The organism is Listeria floridensis FSL S10-1187 (assembly GCF_000525875.1).
Taxonomy (GTDB): domain Bacteria; phylum Bacillota; class Bacilli; order Lactobacillales; family Listeriaceae; genus Listeria; species Listeria floridensis.
Map to the genome: position 1 here is coordinate 23,735 of NZ_AODF01000028.1, position 26,309 is coordinate 50,043.

Genomic DNA, 26,309 nt, shown 5'->3' on the forward strand with positions numbered 1-26,309 from the left:
GGTTCAGTCGTGCTAAGCAATCAAAGTTTGTGAAAACATTCTCAAACTTTAACAAAACAATAGATAGCCAAATGGAACAAAAAAATAGTTCTACTCTAGTATAACTGATCTTGTTTCAAAAATGTTTGAATTCAAATAAAAGAAGGTACTGTGGGAAGTAGTGAATAAAATGACAGTTTTGTTCTTAAATGGTATAAATTGTTGTAGGTTTCTTTCGAAACGTGTAAGATGGTGATCTGCGAATAAAAGGAAAAGAGGAATCAAAATGGCTTATAAAGTAGATTTCAAAACAGTATCAGAAGAAGGCTTGGAGAGTTCGCCATTTAAGAGTGCGCTTGCAGGGCTACGCGCCAATGAAGCACGTTATTTTTGGAACAAATACAAACATGAATTTATCACAGTTCCAGCAAGTGAGGATTCGGATACACTAAACTGGATTGAAACGATTCTAAAAGAGCGCGATATGATTTTTCCTTACAAAGCGCTTGAAGTATCCAGTTTTGAAGTAGAGGGAATCAAAATGGCTTACGTTTTTTATGAAAACGGTTTGTCGGTTAATGTGATGTATAGTATAGAGGACAGCGGCAAACGAGCAGTTGGCTTTAAACTTTCAGAAGGAATGGAGATTCCGCCAGAGTTTGAAGGAAAGTTCAAGTTTGCTCGGCAAAAATCAAAACTTGCCGGTGAAATACGCGGTTCTTTCTTCGTCATCAAAGGAAGCTATCTTTAACCAAAAGTTGAAACGCGCCGAGTTTACTCGGCGCGTTTCAATTCTCTTTTGTACTTTTTAATTTTTTTTTATAGCCCAATCATAGTGACTTGATGTGCTGGAGATAAAATAGGCACCGAGCGAAGTCGAATTCGTCCACTTATAATACTTTTTGGTGAATAATTCTTCATCACTGTGTGAGTTGATTAGCTCCATGATCCGCTTATGGCTATTTCGTAACCGCTCCTTTGCTTCCGGAAGCTCGACATCTTGATAGGCTTTCCAAATCTCAAGGTTTAGTGCTGGAAGTGTCTGGAAAGTATAGCCTGCTTTGGGGATAGCTGGCTTTTCACCGCGCATTCCGACCTCGTACCAAGTTTCCATCATGTTGTGCCATTCGTGTAGGTGAATCAAAACATCGCGAATATTTTTGTCACGGTCATCAAATGGAAAGCTACCATTTTGCTGCTCAAGCGGCATCGATTCGACGAGAGTCGTTAGGGCGTCCCAATTTTTCCCACTTAAATCTAAAAGGTCTTGTTTGTTCGTTGGTCTTGCCATCTGTATCACTCCTTTAGTCTAGTATAAAGGCTGACACAGGGGAGAGTCAACTTTCTTCCATATAGAGAATTTCAAATAAGTGACCATTAATATCATAAAAACTGCGATTGTACATGCCATATTGATCCATCGGAGGGACGGCTTCACTCGCTCCGGCAGCAATCGCTTTACTGTATATCTCGTCTACTTCTTCTCTTGATGCGGCTAATAATGTGAGAATTGCCGACGTTTCATTTTGAAAATTCCCAATCGGCTTTTTCGTGAATTGTTTCATGAAATCCTGAACGAGTAACATTACAAAAATGTGATCACTTACGATCATACAAGTGGCGTTTTCATCTGTATATTTCGGATTAAATTCGAATCCAAGTGCGGTGAAAAATTCAACCGTTTTATCTAAGTCTTGAACAGGTAAGTTTACAAAAATCATTTCAGAACGTCTTGCCATATTACTTCGCCTCCAATTTAAAAGCCCAAACAGTAAAGTTGCGTCTGCTTGGGCAATTTTAGTTTACTCTTAATCAAGAATTTTACGATGGAACTGTTGTTTCACATCTTTCGGCGGCTGCGGCTTCTTTTGATTTTGCTCGGTAAATGATCTTTCGTGTTCGCTTTGCCTAATAACATCTTTAATGTCCGGCTTTTTCAAGTTGGGTTTTAATTCTGTCATGGTTTAAAATCCTCCTTAAAAGAACAAGTTATTTCTTTTTTACCCAAATGGAAGACTTCAAAACCTAACAATAATTGACTTTTTTTTCAGTAAACGAGAATAAAGATTCAATCTTAAAAAACATGTGTAAACTATCTTGCAAACGGTTTCGCTGTATAATATAATGAGGATGGGAAGCATGAAGGATTGTTACTGTTCGGCAGGCAAAACCTGAGTTAATTCGAGAGCTGTTTTTGGGATGGACAGTTTTGGAATTAATTTAGGTTTTTTTCTTTTGAAAGGATGGGGAAAACCCAATGAAAATCAAAAAGGTACTCAACAATAATGTGATACTAGCAGAAAATGAAAACGCTCAAGAAGTTGTTGTAATGGGGAAAGGTATTGCTTTTCAAAAGAAAGCTGGTGACGAAGTTGAGGAGGGGAAAATCGAAAAGACATTTGTAATGCGTTCAGATGAACTTTCTTCCAAATTAACGGAACTATTAAGCGAGATTTCACCAGAAACATTTCGAGCGGCTGATGATATTGTTCAGTTTGCGAAAGGGAGCTTAGATGCTGAGCTGAGCGACAATATTTACATTACGCTGACAGACCATATCAATTTCGCGATTTCTCGCTATGAGCAGGGAATTAATATGAAAAATGCCTTGCTGTTTGAAATCAAGCGTTTCTATCCGCAAGAATATCGAATCGGGCTAAAGGCGCTTGGGATCATTCAAGAACGTCTTGGCGTACTGCTTGGCGAAGATGAAGCGGGTTTTATTACCCTTCACATTGTGAACTCACGCCAAGATGGGCAACAAATGCGGACTACTTTTCAAATGACACGCATTGTACAGGATATCTTAAACATCGTGACGTATCATTATGGAATGGTTTTAGATGAAACTTCGCTGAATTATACGCGTTTTGTGACACATTTGCAGTACTTTGCTCAGCGAATGCTGATAGATGAAATTGTGGATTCAGGCGATGATTTTTTGTATGAACAAGTGCAGCTCAAATACCCAGAAGCATTTAAGTGTGTACTTAAAATAGATATGTATTTGCAAAAGACGCATCAAGCACAGTTAACACGTGATGAACAAGTTTATTTGACGATTCATATTTACCGAGTGACAAGTTAGCGGAGTTGTTTCATGCAAATTGATAAGACTTTTAAGAAGCGACAAGTTTCACGTGAATAATCGAAACTTGTCGTTTTTACCTTAGTACACTGCGATAAGATAAAGAGTTTGATAGGATTCTGTTGGCGAATCAAGTAACAAATACAAGTTTAATTTACTGAAAAATTCACTAAATAGACACATGTTAACATCTAAATTGATGATATACTTAATGTGAAAAGCTCTACAAAGAAAAAAGTCGAGACGACGAGGTTGCCCAGATAAGTAAAAATGAGTCTAGCAGAGTTTTGTGATAGAGCATAAACTTACGTATAAAGAAGTCAAGAAAATGAATGTTTGCCAGCGCAATTGTAGGAATAGCTAAGAAGTAAACAGAAGGGGAAGTTATTTGAGTACTTTGATGATCAATTTAATTAGCTGAAACTAAAAGTAACGGATTTTGTACATATGATAAATCAATTGAAGGTAACCATGGTTTTAGTGGTGGGGGAGATTAAGTTTTGTTGCAAAAGTTTGTATTAAAATATAAATTAACGCTTTAATAAAGGGTTGGTTTGTAATAGAGGTGATATTGTTGGGAAATGGAATTACTAGTCAAGTTGATATTGCAGAGCAGTCAGCGGCTCTTTTTGAAAACAGTCTTTCTAGTTTGACGAAAAATGAAACTGCTCAAATTGATCATAGCACAACACTTCAAGGGAATAAAAAAGCACAAACTTATATTTTGGACGAAGAACGGGTAGTTGAACTTTTTGTATCGGCGATGAAGAAAGATATTGCTAACATTAACCGAGTTGCTTGCGAATTTGAAGCAATAGATCAAAAAATTGGAGAGGCTTTTGTGTCACCAAAATTGTAAACGGAGCAGGAGGAAACATAATGGGATTGGACCTGCATTTTGAAAAACTTCAAAACCTGAAAAAAATAGAAGAAGATCTGTTGGAACAAGAAAGTACAAATAAACGATCTGAAGAAGCTTTTGAGGAACTAATATATCAACAAAGACGTATTTTTCTAGAAATGAAAGAAATTTGGAAAACGGGGTCGATGGCTTTGTTTATAGCTGATAATGAAATCAGTTTGCAACGACAGCAGAACCGAATGTTCGAGGCTTGGGATATTGAAAGAGAGCAAGGGAGCCGTCAAAAAGCGAGTTGTATAGAAAAGCAGGAAATGCTTTTGCGACAAGTAAAAGAAGGAGAGAGTTAATCGATGAGTGTGAACATGTTCATAGGAAAATCAAATGGTCAAGCAGATTCGGTAAGCAGTATCTGTCAGTCGCACATTCAAGGGATGCAACTTGTTAAATCAGCAATTCGACATTTTTCTGGTGAACCCTCATTAAAAGGGAAAACGTATGATTCAGCCAAAGAATATTTTAAAATGGTGTATTTGCCTCTTGCTGAAGGTATAATTTTAGTCGCCAAACACTTAGAACAATCAGTGAAAATGATTCCGCAAGATTATCAAGTTGATGTTGACAGCAACTCTTTACAAGAGGATGTTCTTCGAAGTCAAATTAATCAATTAGAAGCGTTAGCAGGAAGAGTTGAAGAGTTAGTGACTCCTGATGGAAACGACGCTTTAGGAATTGGGAAGAAACAAATGGCAGAGTTGTTCCGTTCTAGTGCTCAAGCGAGTCAAGAAAAATTGACGAAGCTGCTAAATTATGATGTAAAGTCTGCTCAGTTTTTTACTGATTTGGAAAATCTATTAGCAGATGTGGAGGCAGGGTTAAACGCAGCTTCAAGCGGAAAGGGCTTTAATAGTCAGACTGGAACTTTTAGTATAGATGCTTTTGAGATGGATTGGTCGAAACGATTATTAAAACAAGCAAATGAGGAGAGCAAAGCAGAGTTAGAAGGGCTTTTGAACAAATATCCAGATATTAGCGAGCAAGAATTAAATGAAATTTTAAATATAATGAGGAATAATCCAGATTTGACTGTTTCAGTAGCTTTGGGGAATAAAATTTTAAATATATTTGAAGGCTTTGGAAGTGAAATTGGGCAGGCTCTTCAAACAGCGGGTGGTTTCCTAGGGACAGTTGGGAATTACATTAAAAATGAAATTCGACTAGAAGATATTTTGATTTCTAGTGCGGAAGCATTCGGAATGGGTTTGGTTCGTTTTGGCGGTCAATTTGGTAGTGCATTCGGACCCGCTGGAGCAAATAGTTTTGTGATGATGTCGCCTCGAGGTGTGACCATTAGCAATGCAGGACGAGGTTTCATAAAATATGCGAAAGGTGCTGGATGGGCAGTTGCTGGTGTAACTACTGTTTGGGGGATCTATGATGATATTTCAAATAATGATAAAACTGTTGGCGAAGCGATTACACACAATGTGGTTTCGACTGGTGCTACAATGGGAGGAGCCTTTCTTGTAGGAGCAATGGTCAGTACAAATCCAATTGGTTGGGGTTTTGCGGCAGGTGTTGCAATTGGAGCTGGGTTTAGCTGGGCATATGACAATAATTTTCTTGGACTGCAAGATAAGCTTGATTGGGTTGGCGGAAAAATTGATGACGGCATAGATTGGGCAGGAAGTAAAATTAATGATGGGGTTGATTTTGTAAGCGATAAATTAGATGATGTTGGTGAAGCAGTTTCAGGAGTGTTAGATTTTATTAATCCATTTAATTAAAAGAGGTGTGAGCAGTTATTATTAATCTAAAGAATAGCCGTTACAAATTAGTCAATCAGCTGGGGAAAAGCTATATACTAGATATGGATTCAAATAAGTGGTTGTGGTTTTGTCCTGCCTTCAGATGGATTTTATTTCGTATTCAAGTTTATGGCCTTGGACAAAGAGGTGACGAGCTGTTAGAACAGTTGCGTCCTCAAAAGACATTTAATTCTGGAGTGCTCATTTTTATCTTTACTGGATGTGTGGTCGTCTTTGCCAACTTGTTTAGTTATTTGATGGAACAATTTGTTTGGAACGGCTTAGCGGTTACTGAGCGGAGTGTAATTGTAATTTTTCTTTTCATAGCTGCGATAGCTTATAAGATCTATATAAGTCTCCGGAGCAAGGCTAATCTAGAACGAGAACTTGGGTGCTCGCTTGGTTCAAAACAAGTGGTTATTAAACTTGAAAAAAAGCAGTCTATTAAGTACGTTGCTCAAGTACTCTTGATTCAGCTGATTATGTATGGTTTGCTTTTGTTATTTACATACATTTGTCTTGTTCAACCAAGTGTTTTTTTCGTATATGCTCTTGTTGTTTTAGTCTTTATTTTTTCTTGTTTTTTCACACGGTTATAAAAGCACCGCCTATTCAGATAATCAAAGGAGGAATGTAAATGTTGCCCGTCGGTTCCATTGTTTATTTAAAAGAAGGTAAAGTGAAAATTATTATTATGAACCGCTATCCGCTGATTGATCAAAATCAGAAAAAGGTGTACTTTGATTACAGTGGCAGTGTCTATCCAGAAGGATTAGACCCAAAGAGAATCATTTACTTCAATCAATCCAATATTGATCAAGTGGTGTTTGAAGGCTATAAAAATGAAGAAGAGGAACGATATCAGACCATACTAGCGGATTTAATACAGAAGAATCAGTATGCACAAGGAAAAGTTAGAGAATAGAACAAATAAGAAAGCCTAGATAAGCTCCATTTAAAAACTCGCCAACAAGAGAATAACTCTTGTTGGCGAGTTTTTTATTTTTAAGCGAATAAATCAGCTAATGCTGCATCAGCGACAGATTTTGCCGCAATCAGCAAAGCATCTTCATCGATATCAAATTTTGGATGGTGATTGAAATAGGGATTTTCAACACCTTTAGGAGCAGCTCCGATGTAGAAGAAACAGCCGGGGATTTTTTCAAGGTAATAAGCAAAGTCTTCGGAACCGGAAAGCTGATCGAATTCGGTTACGGAAGTGAGGTAGTCGCCCACACCTTTTTCTTCAAGTACTTCTCTGATTTGTTCTGTGATTTTTTCATCGTTATAAAGTGGCGGATAGTCACGAATTAAATCGAGTTCACAAGTAACGCCGAATGTGGTTTCAATGCCGCTTGCGATCAAACGAATTTTTTGATCAATTTTATCTGCGACTTCATTTGTCATGTAACGGATATCGCCTTCAAGCGTAACATGGTCTTTGATGACATTAAATTGTCCTTTGCCATCGAAAGAGCCAATCGTGACCACGCCCATATCAAATGGATTTAAAGAACGTGAAACAACGGTTTGGATTGCCGAGACAAACTGGGATGCTGCCACAATTGCGTCGTTTGCCATGTGCGGTGAGGAGCCATGACCGCCTCGTCCTTGAACGCGCAGTTTGAAGTAGCTGCGACCAGCCATTGCGTATCCGGATCTATAGGCAACTTCTCCTGTTTTTTTGAAAGGGAAGAAGTGGATACCGTAAATATGTTCAACATCATCAAGCAAGCCTGATTCGACAATGCTCTTTGCACCGCCTGGAGGAGTTTCCTCAGCATGTTGATGGACAATTTTAATCGTACCTTGTAGTTCACTTTTTAGTTCGATGAGACAATCGGCAAGAATGAGCAAGTAAGCCGTATGTCCGTCGTGGCCGCAGGCATGCATCACCCCACGTTCTTTAGAAGCAAACGGAAGGCCAGTTTCTTCTTCGATCGGAAGAGCGTCAAAATCGGCACGTAAAGCAATGGTTTTACCAGGTTTTTCACCTTCAATCGTGATGATAATTCCGTGGCCGTTTCCTACTTCGCGGTCAATTTTTACCGGTTTTCCTTCGTAAAAGTCTAAAATATATTGTGCGGTTTTATCTTCTTTAAAAGAAAGTTCAGGATGACTATGAAGATGACGCCGAATAGCTACCATTTCATCTTGACGTTCTTCAAGCATTTTCATTAATTTTTCACGCATTTTGAACAACTCCTTGTTTTTATTCATTAGCCTGTAGTTTCTGAGCAACTTTTTGGGTACGTGGAGTCATAAAGACGACCGCAAGGAATGAAAGTACACAGAAAGCTACGTTTGTTAGAAGTCCGACCATTGCTGCGATCTCAACATTTCCGCTCGCCGCGATGACGCCATAAACGGTTGCGGAGATTGCGACGCCGAATGATCCGCCAAGCGAACTTGCCATTTTATAAATCCCAGATGCAACGCCAACTTTATCTTCAGGTGAATTTGATACGGCAGTGTCTGTTGATGGAGTTGCATAAACGCCGAGTCCTAGCCCGAATAGGGCATAGCCGATGAAAACGAAAATGATATAAAGGACGTCAGGCAAGAACGTTAAGGCCATCATCGCAATTCCAATTGCCGTAATGAGCGATCCGAAAATCATGGGTTTTCTTGCTCCAATTTTTTGGAGTAGTTTTTCACCAACACGGATCATCGCGAGTACACAAATGACATATCCAAGTGTCAATAAGCCAGATTGAAACGAAGTAAAACCGCGTCCCACTTGAACATAAGTATTGGCAACAACAAGTGTTCCAGCAGCGGCATTGAGAAGGAAGTTCGATAAGGTTGCCCCGCTATATGCCTTATTTTTGAATAAGCTAAAATCAATGAAGCCATTTGCTTGGCGGAGTTCAATTCGGAAGAAAAGAAAAGCACTGACAAGAAATACAAGTGTCATAATGATTGTTGTCAAGCTTGTCCAGCCGAATGTAGAGCCGCGAGTGATGACGAGGTTTAAGCAAACCATTGCGATAATAAATGTGAGTAAGCCACCAATATCAAAGCGTCCTTTGCTTTCATTTGCTGTTTGAATGACTTTACTTTCAGGCGTCCCTTTGATAAGAAGCATACCAAGCAAGGCTACGATGATCGAAATGATGAAAATCCAGCGCCAACCCATGTAGGTTGCGATCGCACCACCAATAAATGAGCAGAAGCCTGAGCCGCCCCATGAACCGATCGACCAGTAGCTAAGTGCGCGTTGACGGTCTTTGCCGTCAAAATACGTTTTCATGAGTGAAAGTGTTGCTGGCATGATACAAGCTGCGGAAAGTCCTTGAACAATCCGCCCGATGATAAGAAGTGCTGCACCGTGTGAAAGCACGATGAGAAGCGAACCGATGATGCTTAAAATAAAGCCGATATAGGTAAGCTTCATTCGCCCGAATTTGTCTGCCATTCCACCGGCGACAACAATGAAGATACCGGAGAAAAGAGCAGTAAGACTAATTGCAATGTTAAGTAAATCTGATGAAATGCCGATGTCTTTTTGGATAGCTGGAACGATGTTGACCATAGACTGTGCGAACAGCCAAAATGTTAAAACACCGAACACGATTCCAAAGACTAATCGGTTTGTTCCTTTATAGTTTTCTGAGGTTTGCTGTTGTGCCATTATTCTGCACGTCCTTTCAAGTATTCAGCGACGACGGCTCCCATTGCTTTAGCAGCAATAAGCAGGCAGTCTTCATTGATATCAAATTTGGGGTGATGATGAGGATAAAAATTGCCGTTTGCCGGTTTTGCACCAACGTAGAAGAAGCAGCTTGGCAGTTTTTCGGCGTAGTAAGCGAAGTCTTCGGAAGGTGGCTGCGGTTCGCAACGTGTGACCTCAGAAACTTCATTGATGTTTGCCTCTTTTAACGTTTCGGAAACAAAAGCGGTTAATTTTTCGTCGTTCATCAAAACGGGATAGTCATTTTGATAGTTTAAGTCATACGTGATGCCGTACATGGTTTGTAGGCCGTCCAAGATGCGGGTAATTTCTGTTTGGATTAATGTGCGGGTTTCCTCGGTCATGGCGCGTACATCGCCTTCAAGGCTGACGGAGTCTTTAATCACATTAAATTGGCCTTTTCCGTCAAATGAACCGATCGTAACTGTTCCGACATCAAATGGGTTTAAGCGGCGGCTAACGACGGTTTGGACGGCTGTGACAAAGTAACTGGCCGCAACAATTGCATCATTCGCCATGTGCGGTGAGGAACCGTGTCCGCCTTTGCCGTGAATGGTCACTTTGAAGTAAGAACGTCCGGTTTGAATAGCGCCTTCTCGGTAAAAAACGCCGCCTGTGTCCATCGTACTCATTACGTGAATGCCAAGGACATTATCCACTCCGTCAAGCGCGCCGTCTTTAATCATTTGAAGGGCACCGCCTGGGGGAACTTCTTCCGCTGGCTGATGTAGCACAACAATTTTGCCGTCCAACTGGTCTTTCATCTCAATCAGCGTTTCTGCCAAAATCAGCATATAAGCCGTGTGCCCGTCATGTCCGCAAGCATGCATCACGCCTTTATTTTTGGAAGCGAAGGGCAAGCCGGTTTCTTCTGTGATCGGAAGCGCATCGAAGTCAGCGCGGATCGCAAGGGTCTTTCCGGGTTTGCCGCTGTCGATTGTGACACGGACACCGTTTCCACCAGTGTAAGTTTCGACTGTGCAGTCTTTGTCTTTGTAAAAATCTTGGATGTACTTAGATGTGTTGGTTTCGTGGAAGGACAGCTCTGGATATTCATGCAGATGCCGTCTAATACTGATGATGCGATCTTTTTTGTCAGTTAAGCGTTTAAAAAGTTCTTCTTTGATCATCTTTATTTCCTCCTGTTAGTATGAAATGAATGATAACGCTATTATTATAGCCATCAGACATCACGGAGAGGGTTGTTTTTTTTGTGGAATTTAGCACGGATTTTTGTTTAGTAGTGAGCATGAAGAAGATGGAGGATAATTTTTAGGAGAGGATTTTTGACATGAAGATTAAATAAAGTTAGTTATTATTTTTTCTATGAAATGAAGCATCAAAAAAACTCCTGCCTTCTAGCTAGAAGGCAGGAGTTTTTTGCTTACATCGCAATAAAAGTTATTTTTTCGCTAAGTGAGTTTGCTAGGTCGGTCTTAAAACGCGCGAAGTCGCGTATGATGATTTTGCGCCCCTTCTTTTCCAAATATCCACGCTCCTCAAGTTCTTGAAATACGTGGCTGACGGTGAATTTTTTAGAGCGTGAAAAACTTGCGATTAGGGTGAGTGTAACATAGCTTGGGAGCGTAAAACTATTTCCGCTTTGGTGCAGGTCAAGCCGGTAGCAAATCATATATAGAAAGTAAGCTACTTTATAGGTCGGCTTTAAGCTCAATATGGAAGTGCTTTCCATCAAATACTGGTTGTTCCGCTCGTAAATTTTTAACAACATGCGAAAAAAAATCGGTTTGTTCGTAAAAACGATCTGCTACAAATTCATAATCAATTTGATAGATGACGCTGTCTTGCAATAATCGGTTTGTGAATTTGTGACGATCTGAACTTATATGACAGAAACATTGATTATCATGGAAAAGAATAAAAGGTTGTGACATGGTTTTATCGCACACCACTTCGGATAGAACTACACCACTTTTCATAATATAAAATGCTCCCGGGCGTGTCTCAAAACGATCTCCTTTTTTTAATTTCCAGATGGTTACATAGTTCTTTGACTTTTTAGTGTTGGCAGCGAGATAGCATAAAAATTTAGATACGATTTCTCTGTCTGCTGGAACAGTTGTGTTCATCATTTTTATCCCCGCCTTTCATATTCATTGTATACGAAAAACGGGGAGTAAAATTATCTCTGCTGATGATTTGCTTTTAAAAAAGATGACAAAAAGTTAACAGATGTTAAATTTATTTAGCTTGGAGCTTCAACTCTTCAATATTAAGGTATTTTTGCGCAGAAAGTGCTAAGGCACCATAAAGTGTTGAGTTTTCTTCAAGGTAAGTGTTTCGAATGCTTACCCCCGCTGTGAAGCGGCTCGTAAGTCGCGCTGAAATGAGCTCAATGGTTTGCGGAATTTTACGGGCAACAGAGCTGTTAATAACAACAATTTCGGGGGCATACATCATGATGATATTATTGATGCCGGTACTTAAAATATCAGCGTATTTTTGAATAAGAATAGCTGCATCGGGATCATTTTCTCGGTAATAGCTTCGAAGCACGTCTGAATCGACTTTCGTAAGCCCCTTCATCGTCGCGAACTCGTCATAAATTACTTTATTTGAGCCATATTGTTCAAGACAGCCTTTGTTTCCACAGGGGCAAGTGCGGCCGTGTGGTTGAAAAATCATATGCCCAATTTCGCCTGCTTTCCCGTTATTTCCGCTTTGCAACTTGCCGTACTCGACAATTCCAGCCCCAATTCCGCTGTGCATACTGATTGAAATCAACTTTTGATATTCCGAGGAAAAGGTATATTCGCCTAGTGCAGATAAATTGGCTTCATTTTCCATATAAACCGGGAATTCATAGCGTGCATCCAGTTCATCTAGCAAATCTATTTGATCTAAATCATAATAAGGTGTAAAAATGGCTTTTCCGTCATCTACTTGTCCGTGAATCGCAAGCGTCATCCCGACAATGCCATGCGGTGACGCGGGGCATCCCGATTGAAGTTCTAAAACGATTTTTTCAATCTGTGAAATGACATTGGTTTTCGACACGTTTAGATCTCGTTTGCTGATACTTTTTATCACGGTTCCGTCAATATAGGCTAGAAGTGCTTCGATATAGTTGTAGCCGATATCAAAAGCGATTAAAAGTGCCGCTTTTTTATTGAAAGTAAGCATAATTGGTTTTCTTCCGCCAACGTTAGAGGAATCGCCGATACGCGTTTCAAATACAAGCTCCGTATCAATCAGTTTTTTTTGTAATCGAAGAAACGGAAGCCTTGTTTAGTTTTGACAAGTTCGATAGTTCGGCTCGCGATACTTCTTTTTCTTGGATGATGATATTTAAAATTTTAGCTTCATTTTGCTCACGAATGGTGTATTTACTTGAAATCATAAATCTGCTCCTTTTTTTAATGTCTACTATTAGAATATTTTATTTGAAAGCGGTTGACAATTATTTTGTAATCGTTTACTATTCTTTATGTAAGTTAGTTTAACGTACAAATAAACCTAAGTCAAATTTATTCCGAGGAGGAAGTTAAAGTGAATTATTATCCAAATATCGAGAAAATCAAGTTTGAGGGAACAGAATCAAAGAATCCATTTGCGTTTCGACATTATAATCCTGAAGAAGTAGTTCTGGGGAAAACAATGAAAGAACATTTGCGTTTTGCGGTCTGCTACTGGCATACGATGACACAAGACGGTTCTGATCCATTTGGAAACGCTGTCAACAAGCGACCTTGGTTTGGTAAAACTGCAATGGATACGGCAAGAAATCGTGTGGAGGCATTCTTCGAGCTGTTAGAGAAACTCGGTGCGGAATACTTTTGCTTCCATGATGTCGATATTGCACCGGAAGGCAACTCGCTTGAAGAATTCTTTCAAAATATTGATGAAATCACAGATTTGATCAAGCAAAAAATGGATGAAACGGGGATCAAGTTGCTGTGGAATACGGCAAACATGTTTTCAAATCCACGTTTTGTAAGCGGTGCCGCGTCGACCAATCAAGCAGAGGTTTTTGCAATTGCTGCTGCGCAAGTGAAGAAAGGGCTTGATGTTTCGAAAAAACTTGGTGGCGCAAACTACGTTTTCTGGGGTGGGCGTGAAGGCTATGAAACACTGCTTAATACGGATATGAAGTTTGAACAGGATAACATCGCCCGGTTGTTTAAGATGGCCGTAAATTATAGCGAGAAAATTGGTCATAAACCGCAATTTCTAATTGAACCTAAACCAATGGAACCTTCGAAACATCAATATGATTTTGATGCAGCAACCACACTTCAATTCATTCAAAAATATGGTCTTGAAAATGACTTTAAATTAAATTTGGAAGCCAACCATGCAACACTTGCGGGACACACATTTGAGCATGAGCTCACTGTTGCACGAATTAATGGTGCGCTTGGATCAATTGATGCCAATCAAGGAGATGTTTTGCTCGGTTGGGATACAGATGAATTCCCAACGAATATTTATGATGTTACTTTGACGATGCGCGAAATTCTTGAAAATGGTGGAATTGCACCTGGTGGGATTAATTTTGACGCTAAGGTACGTCGATCTGCTTTTGATGTGGAAGACTTATTCCTTGCTCATATTGCAGGAATGGACACGTTTGCAAGAGGGCTTAAAAATGCAGCTAAACTTAAACAAGATGGTTTTTTAGAAGAGCTTATAGCTGAAAGATATGCTTCGTTCCAAACGGGAATTGGTGCTTCTATTCTAGCAGATCAAGAAGATTTGGAATCGCTCTCTACATTTGCGCTGGAACACGAAGATGCGGAAGTGAAATCAAGCCATATCGAATATGTGAAAAATGTTTTGAATGATTATATGAAATAAATTAAAAACGGGGAGGAAAGGAGGACATAAAATGAGTTATGTGCTTGGGATTGATCTTGGGACTAGTTCGCTAAAAGGTGTTGTCATGACTAAAATAGGAACAGAAGTAGCTTCTGCCACATCTAGTTATCCGCTTTTGGTACCTGAGAAGGGTTATTCTGAACAGGACCCGCTTGAATGGATTACAGCTTTTCGTTCTGTCATACAAGAGCTTTTAAGTAAATGGCCTGATTTAAAAGGCGAACTTGAAGGGATCAGCTTTTCAGGGCAAATGCACAGTCTTGTCTTGTTAGATCAAACAGGAAACCCGCTTCGAAATGCTATTTTGTGGAATGATGTTCGAACGACAGAACAATGTGACCAGATTGCAGCGGAAATGGGCAGTGAATTGATTTCGCTAACGAAGAACAGGGCGCTGGAAGGTTTTACTTTGCCGAAAGTGTTGTGGGTGCAAAAACATCAACCAGAAATTTGGCGGGAAACTAAACATCTGCTTTTACCGAAGGACTTTTTGGGTTATTATTTAACAGGAAACTTTCAAATGGATTATTCGGATGCAGCTGGAACGCTTTTGCTTGATGTCGCAGAACAAACTTGGTCTGAACCGATTTTAACGAAATTTGGAATTGAAGTGGGGATACTGCCTGAGCTGATTGCGGGCGCAGATCTTCGTGGAATGATGAAGCCGGAGCTGCTTGCTGAATTTGGTTTTACGAAGCCGATCAAGATTTTTGGTGGTGGTGCGGATAATGCTTGTGCGGCACTAGCTGCTGGGATTGTAACGCCGGAACTCGGTCTAGCTTCCATCGGAACAAGCGGTGTCTTCCTTTCCTGTGAGCCGGATGGAAATGTGGATTATCAGGGGAAACTGCACTTTTTTTAACCATGTTTCAAAGAACAAACATTATTCAATGGGCGTGACGCTTGCAGCTGGGAATAGCTTGGAGTGGTTCAAGCGGACTTTTGCAGATGGCGTTAGCTTCACAGATTTGTTAGCGGAAATCGGGTCCGTCAAGCCGGGATCGGGCGGATTGCTTTTTACCCCATATATTGTTGGAGAAAGAACACCATATGTGGATAGCCGCGTGCGAGGAAGCTTTGTCGGAATCGATACGCACCACGAGCTGAAACATTTTACGCGGAGCGTGCTTGAAGGGATTACGTTTTCGCTTAAAGATAGTCAAATGATCATGAAAGAAACAGCAGGAAAACAATTTAGCAAAATTATTTCAGTGGGTGGAGGTGCGAAAAATCGGGACTGGCTACAAATGCAAGCGGATATTTTTGACACACCGATCGCTACACTGCAAACGGAACAAGGACCGGCTTTTGGAGCCGCGATGCTTGCCGGGATCGGATGCGGTTGGTTTAAGTCGGAAGAGGACGCCGCACGCGAACTGATTCATTACCGAGAAACGATTTATCCCAATTCAGAGAACAGCCAGATTTATCAGAAGCTCTATCAGATTTACAGGCAGGTTTATCCGCAAACACGGACAATTTGCCACGAGTTAGTGAAGTTTTGAACTTTTAGTAGAGAAGATAAGAGAAAGAAGGAGCGAAAATGGAACAAAAAAGTGAAAATCTGGCTGGTGGAACGGTCAGTATTGGCAAAGCAAGAGCTGTAAAAGGAAATCAAGTTCCTTGGAAGGAGCGGATTGCCTATGCGATGAGTGATTTTGGCTGTAATACGGTTTTCCAAATTTTAGGAACCTATTTCTTAGTTTTTTGTACGGATACGCTTGGAGTGGCTGTAGCAGCAACCACTGGACTATTTGCTTTGACGGCAATTATTGATTCGATTGATGGGGTTTTCTGGGGACAAATGATTGATCGGACGCATACGAAATGGGGCAAGTCCCGTCCGTATTGGCTATGGTTTAGTATCCCGTTTGCTGTTTTTTGTGTGATGGCGTTTTCGGCACCAAGCTTCATTATGGGAAGTGAAACGGCCAAAATTATTTGGATTTATATCGCCTACATCGGCGCGAAAGTTTTGTATTCAGCCATTAATATTCCAGTAACTTCAATTTTGCCAGCTTTGACATCAAATCCGAAAGAACGTGTAACGTTATCTACGATTCGGCAATTTTTTGGAAATTTTGGTTCTGCTTTGTTCTTGCCGCTTACTCTGCCAGCAGTTGCATTTCTTGGTACGATGGTGGGAGACGGAGAAAGTGGTACGAAATCAGCGCCCGGTTGGACGATTTGGGCGATCATTTTAGGGGTTATCACTGTAATTGCGATGTTCACAGCATTTCGAGGTACGAATGAGCGTGTCGTAACACGAGACTCGAAGCGTTCTGTTCCAATGCGTGAGAGTGTAAAAGCGATTAAAGGAAATTATCCATGGTTTATTATTATCTTTATTAACTTTGTATTCTGGGGAGCTTTTGCCATTCGTTCAAGTGCGCTTCCTTATTATTTCAAATATAATCTGGGTCAAGAAGCACTTGGCTCGCTGACGTTGCTTGGAACAGTTTTACAACTGGCAACAACTGCCCTTGTTCCATTTTTCGTTGGAAGAATCGGAAAGCGTAACACGATGATGATCGGGATGGTTGGAACGATTCTTTCACAGCTACTTTTATTTTTATCAGAAAAAACAGGCGGCAATGTGCCGATTATCTTAATTGCAGTCGCTTGTTTCTATCTCAGTCAAGGTTTGATCGGTGCCCTTATTGCCGTTATGCTCTCAGATGCAGTTGACTTTGGCGAATGGCGCAACGGTATTCGGGCAGAAGGTTTTGTTACTTCTTTTTCATCATTTTCAGCGAAACTGGGTATGGGAATTGGCTCGATGATTTTAGCTGCTGTGCTTGCGATGGGACATTACATTGAATCAACAGGTGGAAGTGCTGTGACACAACCTGATTCGGCTCTTAATTCGATTTCACTTGGGTTCATCTGGATTCCGCTTTTAGGTTATGTTTTATCAGCTGCGGCACTAGCGTTTAATAACGTGGACAAATTTGAAGATCAAATGGCGAGAGAATTGGAAGAAAAACATGCACGTGAACTTGCTGAATAATATAGAAGTTAAAGGAGAATTAAAATGAAATTTACTGATGGATACTGGTTAAACAGAGAACAATATGTAATTGAAAATCCGGCGGAAGTTTATGAAGCAAACATTGTGAAAGACGAAGCTGGTCATGATTCACTACTGGCTTACGCCACTTACCGTAAAATCATTGAACGCGGGAACACGCTGAATGTTGGAAATACAACGCTACGTGCTTATTCCCCAATGGAAGATGTCATCGGAATTCGCTTAACACATTTCGATGTAAATGATAAAAATCCGCGCTACGAGCTTTATCCAGATCAAGCTGTTAATCCAGAAGTAACGATTGATGAAGGTGAAGTAGATGGTCAAGGTGCTGGTGTTCGGACGGGAAAAGCAACGCTTCGGTCAGGAAGTCTAAGTGCTAGTTTGCCGCTTCATGGCGGATTTAGATTGGCATTTCACTATACCGATGCAGAAGGTAATGTGAACGAGCTAACGGCTTCTGAGCATGCGGCGCAAGCTTCCATCGACGACCTAACAGCTGGTGCGATGTATCCAGGCAGCGTTTCCGGTGCGCAAGCGAACTACGGAGATGCGCGCCAAGCGGGACTTCACTTGAGACGTTCTAAACACTTTATGCGGGAAATGTTAAATATTGATGTCGATACTAAAATTTATGGGACTGGTGAACGTTTTACGCCATTTGTTAAAAACGGTCAAACAGTGGATATTATCAATAAAGATGGAGGAACCGGATCAGAACAATCCTATAAAAACATTCCGTTTTATCTGGCTTGTAAACCGGGGATAAACGGAAAAGACGGACTTTACTACGGCGTTTTTGTGAATCATAGTCAGCCAGTAAGTTTTGAAATTGCATCAGAAAACGTTCATCGCGTCCAATTTTCAACAGAAGGCGAGCATTTGGAATACTATATTGTGGCTGGTAAATCCGCCAAAGATGTGCTTGGTAAATTTAACAAGCTGACGGGCGGAGGAACACTTCCACCAGCATGGACATTCGGACTTTGGCTCTCCACTTCCTTTACGACCGACTACTCGGAAGAAACAGTGATGAAATTCATTGATAGGATGGAGGAGCGCGAGTTACCACTAGATGTGTTCCATTTTGATTGCTTCTGGATGAAAGGATTTGAATGGAGTAACTTTGAATGGGATCAAGATGCGTTTCCAGATCCAAAAGGTTTGCTTAGCCGTTTGCATGACCGCAACTTAAAAGTCTGTATCTGGATCAACCCTTATATCGCGCAAAAGTCGCCGCTTTTTAAGGAAGGGGCAGAAAAAGGCTACTTTATTCAGCATGAAGATGGTACACCTTGGCAGTGGGACTTATGGCAAGCAGGCAATGCTTATGTTGATTTTACCAATCCAGATGCAGTTGCGTGGTATCAAGGCTACCTTGATCGTTTGCTTGATATGGGTGTGGACTGCTTCAAGACGGATTTTGGTGAACGTATTCCAATGTATGATGCGAAGTTCCATGACGGGTCGAATCCGCAAGGGGCACATAATTTCTATACACATCTTTATAACCAAGCGGTTTATGATGTATTGAAGAAGAAAAAAGGCGAAAGTGAAGCTGTTGTATTTGCAAGAAGTGCTACGGTTGGCGGACAGCAATTCCCGGTGCATTGGGGAGGAGATAATGTTTCTAGCTACACCTCAATGGCAGATACGCTACGTGGCGGATTGTCGTTCCTTGTTAGTGGCTTTAATTTCTGGAGTCATGATATCGGCGGCTTTGAAGAAAGTACTCCGGCCGATCTTTACAAGCGCTGGACACAGTTTGGGTTGCTATCTTCACATTCGCGCTACCACGGCAATATTCAGTACCGTGTTCCTTGGCTTTTTGACGAAGAAGCTGTGGAAGTCACACGCAAATTTACGAAACTTAAGATTCAAATGATGCCTTATCTCTATCCGCAAGCAGAAAAAGCTGTGCAAGAAGGGATTCCGCTTATGCGCCCGATGTTCCTTGAGTTTCCGAATGATCCGAATACGTATACGCTTGATTTGCAGTATATGCTTGGCGACAGCCTGCTAGTTGCTCCGATTTTCAACAAGGAAGGTGTTGCGCGTTTCTACTTGCCAAAAGGAACCTGGACGCGGCTTGTAAGTGATGCGGGAATGGAACAGACGGTTGAATCAAGTGGCGAATGGTTTGAAGAAACACACAGCTTCCTGAGTTTGCCTTTATTCGTACGAGAAGGGCACGAAGTGAAGCTTGATAAGACACTGAAACGGGCGGCAGATTTTAAAGGATAAATAAAATGGCAAGAAGCTGAACGGGGTTTCTTGAAGCCGAATTTAAGCTGGGCAAACTTGTTTGCCCAGCTTTTTTTCAAAAAAATAGTTGTTCAATTTTCGTAAGTAATTTCTTCTGAAAAAGGTATAATAACACCATAAAGTTTATTTTTGGGAAGGAGCGCTCGAGAAATGGTGATTTCAGAAGGAAAGAAAAAAGGAATTTTATCAAGCGCTTGTTGAAAGGAACCCGCAATATGACGGCATATTCTTTGCGGGAATCAAAACGACAGGAATTTTTTGCCACGCGACGTGTACGGCTAGAAAACCGAAGTTTGAGAACTGTGAATTCTTTTTATCGGCAGAGGAAGCGCTTTTAGCAGGGTTCAGACCTTGTAAACGCTGTACGCCGCTTTTTTATCCGAACAGTATTCCAAAAGAAGTAGAGGAACTTGTTGCAGCGGTTGAAAAGCACCCAGAAAAGCGCTGGAAGGAGGCTGATTTTCACGAGCTTGGAATTCATTCGGCAACAGCGCGGCGTAAATTTAAAGAGACTTATGGGATGACTTTTGTGCAATATGCGCGTTCGCGCCGGATGGGGCTTGCCTTTAAAGAAATTTTAGCAGGGAAAAAAGTGATTGACCAACAAGTTTCGTTTGGATATGAATCGTCGAGTGCATTCAATGATGCGTTCACAAAGATTATGGGGAATCCGCCAAAGCATACGGATGTAACACTTATGAGTGCCAAAGTTATTGCAACGCCGATTGGACGAATGCTTAGCTTGACAGATGGAGAGAGGCTTTATCTGCTTGAATTTATGGACCGGCGGGGCTTGGAACGTGAAATTGAAAAGCTAAGAATACGTTATAATGCTCGAATTTTATTTGGCGAAACGAAGCTTGCTGTGAAGCTCGAAGAAGAACTGGAAGAGTATTTTCATGGTGCGCGCAGTACATTTACAATACCGCTTCAAATCGCGGGAACGTCGTTTCAAGAGCAAGTTTGGCAGGTTTTGAAAGAGATCCCACCGGGTGAAACTTGGAGCTACCAAGATATTGCGAACAAACTTGGGAACTCGAAGCTTGTAAGAGCAATCGGGAATGCCAATGGAAGGAATCAAATCGCCATCTTGATTCCTTGTCATCGTGTGATTAAAACTAATGGAGAAATTGGCGGTTATGGAGGCGGTGTTTCACGGAAGAAGTATTTGCTTGAGCTTGAGGCGGTTAATGTTGATGCGAAATGAAGCTAAGCCAAAAAGCAGTTTTCTATGGTATTTAATTACATAGGGAACTGCTTTTTTTTATTATTTCTTGTGCCATCAAGCGGGACAGATTTCTTTTCTATATCTGATAAGAGAAAAGGATTTATTTTGTGAAAAGTTCAACTTTTAATACGCTGAGATATCAAGGCTTTTAAAAAAGTTGTATAAATGTAACTATATTAAGTGAATATCGGGGGTTTGACGAAAAATTTCACGGATTGGACACAGAGTTTTATTATGTGTTTTGCTAAAATTGAAAGTATAGAAACAGAATTCAGCATAGAGGTGAGTGCGTAATGAAAGACATAGACTATCATGAGGGTGATTTTGATCGTGCGCATGACAGCATCGGGAACTTGATTGGGAAAGGTGTCTGGGGTAAGGGCGCGATTGATGAGCTGAAAAAAGCGTCGAAGAACTTGGATGAAGCGGAGGAAGACATTCGGAACTTGGATCATGATGGAGCGATTTCATTCAGCCATACAAGTTCAGAGAAAGAACTGCAGGAGCTGTTTGAGGATTTTGAGGTGTTGCACCAGTTTTCTGAGCGGGTGGATGAACTTGTTCATACGAAAATAGATCGGCCGTTTTTTGAAGACTTGGATCAGTTTGTGGAAGGCATGCGGAATTTGGATGCCTCTAAGTTTACGACCACAAATCGGATTGGAGCGACGAAAACGGAAACGGTTTTTGTGAATAGTTATACGCAGGAACAGCGGGAAGTGCCGAAAACTGAAGTGACCATGGATGATTTGTTTAGCGGGAGTAATGTGTACGCGGATCGGTTGAAAAACCAGTTTCAGGCGTGGAAGAAGTTGAATCCGGATGAGACGGTTTCAGAGAACGATTTTCGAGCGGCGATGCTGAACACGCGTGCGTTTGCGTATACGTCGATTCAGGATGAACAGGAGAAGAAGGAGTTTTGGGTGAATGTTGCGGCGACGGTTGCGATCGTCGGGGTTGCGATTTTTTGCCCGCCAGCAGGACTCGTGCTTGGGGCGGCTTATGGCAGTCTAGAAATGAGCGCGGCAGTGACGGGAAAAGATTGGCTGACGGGGCGTGAGATGGCTACGTCGGAACGCGCAGTACGCGGGGCGTTTTCGCTGTTTGACCTAGTTCCGGGCGTGAAGGCGCTGTCTGACGGGACGCGAGAGGCGGTGTCGCAAGCGGAGGATTTGGCTCGGATTGAGAAGAATCAAATCATTCCTTATTTCAACACAAACAAAAAACCGTGCGAACAACTCCACATTCGGAGTCATTCACACGATTTTCATCATTTCTTATGATCAAACTTCGCTTCGTCAAGCGGGACGATTTTCGTTTTCCTAGCCAGTTTATACGACAGCCAGAAAATCAGGAATATCGGAAGTCCGATATAGGAAATCCCAATTTTTTGCCACCAATCAGGGTTTGTCAGTTCAGGGTTTAAAAACGACTGATAATCCTGACCAACGATAACGAGAATGCACAATATAAGAGCAAGAATCGGACCGAATGGGAAAAACTTCGCCCGGTATTTCAGCTCGGAAAGGTCATGGCCTTGTTTGATAAACGCTTTGCGGAATCGGTAGTGGCTGATGGCAATTCCAACCCATGCGATGAAGCCTGTTAAACCGGATGCGCTTAAAAGCCAAGTGTAAATCACAGTCCCGTTTTCGCTTAATGTCGTGACAAAGGTGAGCGCACCGACAATTGTTGTCACAACGAGAGCAGCCATCGGGATACCGCGCTTGTTGACCTGAGCAAGGAACTTCGGCGCTTTGCGATCTTTTGCCATCGACCAAAGCATCCGCGTTGATGCATATAAACCGGAATTCCCAGCCGATAATACGGAAGTCAAAATAACGGCATTCATAACGGAAGCGGCAAAGGCAAGCCCCGCTTTCTCAAAAACAAGCGTGAATGGCTGATCGCAACGTCTGTTGCTTCTCCGCCAAGAAGGTTCGGACTTGTATAAGGAATAATTAAGCCAATTACGAAAATCGCAAAAATATAAAAGAGCAAAATCCGCCAGAAAACTTGTTTGATCGCCTTTGGAACACTTTTTTCTGGGGTTGCACTTTCGCCGGCTGCGATACCGACAAGTTCGGTTCCTTGGAAGGAAAATCCAGCGATTAAGAACGTTCCTAGAATTGCAAAGAATCCGCCTTTAAATGGTGCTTCTCCTAGTGTAAAGTTTTTAAAGCCGATGAATTCACCGCCGAGGATACCAAAAATGGTTAAAACACCGATGATCAAAAAGACGATAACGGTGACCACTTTGATGATCGAAAACCAATATTCGCTTTCACCGTAAGCTCGAACTGAAAGAGCATTAAGTCCAAATATTAAAATGAGGAAAATGCTGCTCCACAGCCACGCCGGAGTGTGGGGGAACCAAAATTGTACGATGATTGCGGCTGTAGAAATGTCAACCGCGAGGGTGATCGCCCAGTTAAACCAATAGTTCCACCCAAGTGCAAAACCGAAAGCCGGATCAACGAAGCGGGTAGCATACGTACTGAACGAACCGGAAACCGGCATATATGTAGCCATTTCGCCAAGGCTTGTCATTAAAAAGAAGACCATAAGTCCAATTGCCGCATACGCAACAAGCGCTCCACCCGGTCCTGCCGTTGCGATCGCATTTCCGCTCGCAAGAAACAGCCCTGTTCCAATCGAACCACCGATCGCGATCATCGATAAATGACGCGTCTTTAGCGAACGCTTAATTTCTCCGCTTGATTTGTTTGCCATAATAAAACTCTCCCTCGTTGTATGATTATTCGCACTGCAACAGGATTTTAGTGAATAAAAAACCACCCGCTTCGCTATCAGAAGAGGGTGGATAAAATTTAATCAGCATCATTCATCCTTGTCAGATAGCGCACCTGCTAAAAATGACTTTTTTAGCAGCAGTCCAGCCGTTTTCACGTACTGTCCCAGCAAAATAAATCGCCAAAATTTATTTCACTTCGGCAAATCTCCTGTTCTGTTCCCATCAATGGTGTTTCGCGCACCTCAAGAAGCATACTAGTGATCTTTGCAACCTCTACCTCACCGTTTAATAGGATGAGGATTTGTTTTCAGTTGTCAGGGTTCAAATGCAAGAACCTTTTTCTATAGTAAAGCAAATAGCCGGATAAATCAACCCCGATTCGTAAAAATTTAGGCATTCATCAAGTTGACAAACCAGAGTGATGCCTTTAAACTTAAATGTATAGAAAGTCATTTTTGCGTCCTTATATAAAATTAACCGAGGTGCTTTTTGTGAGTGTTGTTAAATCTTAATTTAGGAACTGAATAGCAGAAGTAAAAAAAATTCTCGTTTTGAGGCTTATTTCTGCTCGCCTAAAGAAGATACCAACACTTTCTAAAATACGCATCTATTTTTATGCCCTTTTTTGGAGCAAAACGATTTATAGATGATATTTAGAAACTGCAGGGAATCTGAACTGCAGTTTTTTTGTGGACGCAAACGGAGGTGTCTTCCGTTTTTTCTTGAAAGGAGAACGAAAGATGAATACAAATACCTTTGAAAAATTAGAATATCCTAGTTTAATCGAACGATTAGCTGAAAATTGTGTTAGCGATATGGCAAAAGAACGGGCAGAAGAACTTCTCCCTTATAAAAATAGTCGCGTAATCAAACAAAAATTGGCTGAAACAACAGAAGCCCGTAAAATTTTAGATACGGGGCAAAATTTGCCGCTATTTGGTGCGAGTAAAATCAAACAACTAATCACAAAACTTGAAAAAAGTTTTGAACTTACGCCGCAAGAATTAACAGAAATTGCGGATTTTCTAAGAAGTACTCGTCGCGTCGGTCAATTTTTAACAAAAAATGAAGGAATTGCCCCAAGCCTTGCCGGGTACGCGTCAAGCATCACAACTTTTCTTGAGATTGAAGAAGAAATATACGCAGCGATTAGAAACGGCGAGGTAGATAGTGCTGCTAGTTCGGGCTTACGCAAAGCAAGAAAAGCGCTACTCGACAACCAAGCAAAAATCACAGGCAAGCTTGATAAATTTATGAAGAATAGTGAAAACAAAAAATACATCCAAGAGTTTTTTGTAGCCAACAAAAATGAACGCTATACAATTCCAATCAAAGCGAGCTTTCAAAAATTTGTCCGCGGCACGATCATTGAAACCTCAAGTAAAGGAACAACAGTGTTTATTGAACCAGAAAGCGTGACAAAACTAAACGACGAACAAATGGCTTTAAAAGGTATTGAACAAGCAGAAATCTACCAAATTCTTTCAACCCTTGCCGGAGCAGTCTTCGCTGAATTAGCCGGCATCAAACACAACATTGATGTCATGACAGAATTCGATTTCATTTTCGCAAAAGGAAAATTGTCACGCCAAATGGAAGCTTCCGAGCCGAAAGTGAATCAAACCGGCATTATTGAACTTAAACAAGCACGCCATCCGCTGCTGGATTCTAAAAAAACGGTTCCGCTTGATTTCATCTTAGGCGAATCTTACCGCAGCTTAATTATTACCGGACCAAATGCTGGAGGAAAAACAGTAGTCTTAAAAACAGTCGGTTTGTTAACCTTAATGATGATGACAGGGCTCCATATCCCAGCCGAAAGTGAATCCAAGCTGTCCGTCTTTGAACGCGTCTTTGTAGACATTGGCGATAATCAAAGCATTGAAAATGCACTAAGTACCTTTTCATCACATATTCAAAATACAGCAAGCATTCTCTCACAGTTGAATGACCGTTCGCTTGTCTTGTTTGATGAAATTGGAAGTGGAACGGAACCAAACGAAGGGGCCGCTCTTGCGATTGCTATTTTAGAAGAATGCTACCGAAAAGGTGCGATCACAGCGGCGTCCACTCATTACGCAGAAATTAAACGTTACGGGGCAACACATCCCGACTTCATGAATGCACGAATGGCCTTTGATTCGGTTACGCTCGAACCGAAATACAAATTGATCATTGGTGAATCTGGCGAAAGCAACGCGCTTTACATTGCACGTAAAATGAAATTAAATCCCAAAGTGATTCGGCAAGCGGAAACGTACATTACGACGAAAGATTACCATTTCGAAAAAATCAATTTCCATCGAAAAACTGAGCAAATCGAAGAAAAGCCAGCATTAGAGCTTGAAAAAGGCGATCGTGTTCAGTTACTTGAAACGGGTGAAGTTGGTCTTGTGTATACCGCAAAAGATCACTTTGCTGTGATTGATGTAGACGGGAAGAAGCAGGAAGTTCAAGTAAAACGCTTAAAACTCGTGATGAAGGCAGCGGAACTTTATCCTCAAGGTTATGATCTTGACCAGCTTTTTACTAGTTTTGAAGAACGAAAAGAAGCACATGACTTTGCACGCGGATCGAAAAAAGCTTTGCGACGCGTCCAAAAAGAAATAAAAACTAGTTTGAAGGATCAATCATAAATACGTTTTACTGCTCAATTTAGACAAGTTCTGCTAATTGCTCAAATGGAAAAAACATTTCGCTTCAATTAAGGAGTGGAATGTTTTTTTGCTATTAAGAAAATTAATAATGAAGATTAATAATAAC

At 41.2% G+C, this 26,309-nt stretch carries 22 protein-coding genes, 3 pseudogenes and 1 riboswitch; of the genes and pseudogenes, 14 read left to right on the forward strand and 11 right to left on the reverse strand.

Features of this window, described 5'->3' with window-relative positions; genetic code table 11:
- Positions 1-265 precede the first annotated feature (265 nt).
- Entirely contained in the window at positions 266-730 is a 465-nt protein-coding gene (locus MFLO_RS10655) for a hypothetical protein (protein WP_036097964.1), read from the forward strand.
- A gap of 57 nt (positions 731-787) precedes the next feature.
- Here the strand turns inward: MFLO_RS10655 and MFLO_RS10660 are convergent, their stop codons facing one another.
- From MFLO_RS10660 to MFLO_RS15590, 3 genes are all read right to left on the reverse strand, one after another.
- Positions 788-1,270 (reverse strand): ClbS/DfsB family four-helix bundle protein, encoded by a 483-nt coding sequence (locus tag MFLO_RS10660; protein ID WP_036097965.1) that lies wholly within the window; start codon positions 1,268-1,270, stop codon positions 788-790.
- A gap of 46 nt (positions 1,271-1,316) precedes the next feature.
- Entirely contained in the window at positions 1,317-1,718 is a 402-nt protein-coding gene (locus MFLO_RS10665; RefSeq protein WP_036097966.1) for a VOC family protein, read from the reverse strand.
- A 69-nt stretch (positions 1,719-1,787) separates the two neighbouring features.
- Positions 1,788-1,940, reverse strand: coding sequence for a hypothetical protein (locus MFLO_RS15590; protein WP_156065853.1), 153 nt, complete (start codon positions 1,938-1,940; stop codon positions 1,788-1,790).
- A 296-nt stretch (positions 1,941-2,236) separates the two neighbouring features.
- Here MFLO_RS15590 and licT point away from each other — a divergent pair, with 296 nt between their 5' ends.
- The 6 genes from licT (at position 2,237) to MFLO_RS10695 (ending at position 6,659) form a co-directional block, all read left to right on the forward strand.
- Positions 2,237-3,067, forward strand: coding sequence for a BglG family transcription antiterminator LicT (gene licT / locus MFLO_RS10670; RefSeq protein WP_036097967.1), 831 nt, complete (start codon positions 2,237-2,239; stop codon positions 3,065-3,067).
- A gap of 574 nt (positions 3,068-3,641) precedes the next feature.
- Positions 3,642-3,926, forward strand: a complete 285-nt coding sequence (locus MFLO_RS10675; RefSeq protein ID WP_036097968.1) for a TIGR04197 family type VII secretion effector — start codon at positions 3,642-3,644, stop codon at positions 3,924-3,926.
- A 20-nt stretch (positions 3,927-3,946) separates the two neighbouring features.
- Positions 3,947-4,276 (forward strand): hypothetical protein, encoded by a 330-nt coding sequence (locus MFLO_RS10680; protein WP_036097969.1) that lies wholly within the window; start codon positions 3,947-3,949, stop codon positions 4,274-4,276.
- Between the two features lie 3 nt (positions 4,277-4,279).
- Complete coding sequence (locus MFLO_RS14755; RefSeq protein ID WP_051993612.1) at positions 4,280-5,713, forward strand: T7SS effector LXG polymorphic toxin; 1,434 nt, start codon at positions 4,280-4,282, stop codon at positions 5,711-5,713.
- 20 nt (positions 5,714-5,733) lie between these two features.
- On the forward strand, positions 5,734-6,333 hold the full coding sequence (locus MFLO_RS10690; protein WP_277619788.1) for a DUF443 family protein: 600 nt from the start codon (positions 5,734-5,736) through the stop codon (positions 6,331-6,333).
- Positions 6,334-6,371: 38 nt separating this feature from the next.
- Positions 6,372-6,659, forward strand: a complete 288-nt coding sequence (locus MFLO_RS10695) for a DUF4176 domain-containing protein (RefSeq protein ID WP_036097972.1) — start codon at positions 6,372-6,374, stop codon at positions 6,657-6,659.
- A gap of 80 nt (positions 6,660-6,739) precedes the next feature.
- Here MFLO_RS10695 and MFLO_RS10700 read toward each other — a convergent pair whose 3' ends face one another.
- The 7 genes from MFLO_RS10700 to MFLO_RS16495 form a co-directional block, all read right to left on the reverse strand.
- Positions 6,740-7,927, reverse strand: coding sequence for an amidohydrolase (locus tag MFLO_RS10700; protein ID WP_036097973.1), 1,188 nt, complete (start codon positions 7,925-7,927; stop codon positions 6,740-6,742).
- 19 nt (positions 7,928-7,946) lie between these two features.
- The gene (locus tag MFLO_RS10705; RefSeq protein ID WP_036097974.1) at positions 7,947-9,368 is read right to left on the reverse strand and encodes an MFS transporter; all 1,422 of its coding nucleotides are present in this window, start codon (positions 9,366-9,368) and stop codon (positions 7,947-7,949) included.
- The gene (locus tag MFLO_RS10710) at positions 9,368-10,558 is read right to left on the reverse strand and encodes a M20 family metallopeptidase (protein ID WP_149023029.1); all 1,191 of its coding nucleotides are present in this window, start codon (positions 10,556-10,558) and stop codon (positions 9,368-9,370) included. Before MFLO_RS10710 ends, MFLO_RS10705 begins: the two co-directional genes overlap by 1 nt.
- 254 nt (positions 10,559-10,812) lie before the next feature.
- Positions 10,813-11,103, reverse strand: coding sequence for a helix-turn-helix domain-containing protein (locus MFLO_RS15135; protein ID WP_162148157.1), 291 nt, complete (start codon positions 11,101-11,103; stop codon positions 10,813-10,815).
- Positions 11,081-11,521 (reverse strand): hypothetical protein, encoded by a 441-nt coding sequence (locus tag MFLO_RS15420; protein ID WP_036097975.1) that lies wholly within the window; start codon positions 11,519-11,521, stop codon positions 11,081-11,083. The genes MFLO_RS15135 and MFLO_RS15420 overlap by 23 nt, the downstream gene beginning before the upstream one ends.
- 109 nt (positions 11,522-11,630) lie before the next feature.
- Positions 11,631-12,572 carry an ROK family protein gene (locus tag MFLO_RS10720; RefSeq protein WP_241433627.1) on the reverse strand — a complete coding sequence of 314 codons (942 nt, stop codon included), beginning with the start codon at positions 12,570-12,572 and terminating at the stop codon, positions 11,631-11,633.
- A gap of 64 nt (positions 12,573-12,636) precedes the next feature.
- The gene (locus MFLO_RS16495; RefSeq protein ID WP_241433628.1) at positions 12,637-12,789 is read right to left on the reverse strand and encodes a hypothetical protein; all 153 of its coding nucleotides are present in this window, start codon (positions 12,787-12,789) and stop codon (positions 12,637-12,639) included.
- A 149-nt stretch (positions 12,790-12,938) separates the two neighbouring features.
- Between MFLO_RS16495 and xylA the strand changes: the two genes are divergently transcribed.
- From xylA to MFLO_RS10750, 6 genes and pseudogenes are all read left to right on the forward strand, one after another.
- Positions 12,939-14,246, forward strand: coding sequence for a xylose isomerase (xylA, locus tag MFLO_RS10725; RefSeq protein WP_036097976.1), 1,308 nt, complete (start codon positions 12,939-12,941; stop codon positions 14,244-14,246).
- Positions 14,247-14,277: 31 nt separating this feature from the next.
- Positions 14,278-15,772: pseudogene (gene xylB / locus MFLO_RS10730) on the forward strand (xylulokinase).
- A gap of 38 nt (positions 15,773-15,810) precedes the next feature.
- The gene (locus MFLO_RS10735; RefSeq protein ID WP_077913221.1) at positions 15,811-17,277 is read left to right on the forward strand and encodes a glycoside-pentoside-hexuronide (GPH):cation symporter; all 1,467 of its coding nucleotides are present in this window, start codon (positions 15,811-15,813) and stop codon (positions 17,275-17,277) included.
- 24 nt (positions 17,278-17,301) lie between these two features.
- Positions 17,302-19,542 (forward strand): alpha-xylosidase, encoded by a 2,241-nt coding sequence (yicI, locus tag MFLO_RS10740; RefSeq protein ID WP_051993613.1) that lies wholly within the window; start codon positions 17,302-17,304, stop codon positions 19,540-19,542.
- Between the two features lie 187 nt (positions 19,543-19,729).
- Positions 19,730-20,770: pseudogene (locus MFLO_RS10745) on the forward strand (bifunctional transcriptional activator/DNA repair enzyme AdaA); the annotation flags it as partial.
- 314 nt (positions 20,771-21,084) lie between these two features.
- Positions 21,085-22,074 (forward strand): hypothetical protein, encoded by a 990-nt coding sequence (locus tag MFLO_RS10750; protein ID WP_051993615.1) that lies wholly within the window; start codon positions 21,085-21,087, stop codon positions 22,072-22,074.
- On the opposite strand, the pseudogene MFLO_RS10755 reads toward MFLO_RS10750, so the two are convergent.
- Positions 22,062-23,524 (reverse strand): annotated as a pseudogene (locus MFLO_RS10755) (amino acid permease). The gene MFLO_RS10750 and the pseudogene MFLO_RS10755 sit on opposite strands and share 13 nt — an antisense overlap.
- Positions 23,525-23,642: 118 nt before the next feature.
- A riboswitch (Lysine riboswitch) is annotated at positions 23,643-23,830 on the reverse strand.
- A 456-nt stretch (positions 23,831-24,286) separates the two neighbouring features.
- Between MFLO_RS10755 and MFLO_RS10760 the strand changes: the two are divergent.
- Complete coding sequence (locus MFLO_RS10760) at positions 24,287-26,182, forward strand: endonuclease MutS2 (RefSeq protein WP_036097977.1); 1,896 nt, start codon at positions 24,287-24,289, stop codon at positions 26,180-26,182.
- The last annotated feature ends 127 nt before the right edge of the window (positions 26,183-26,309 follow it).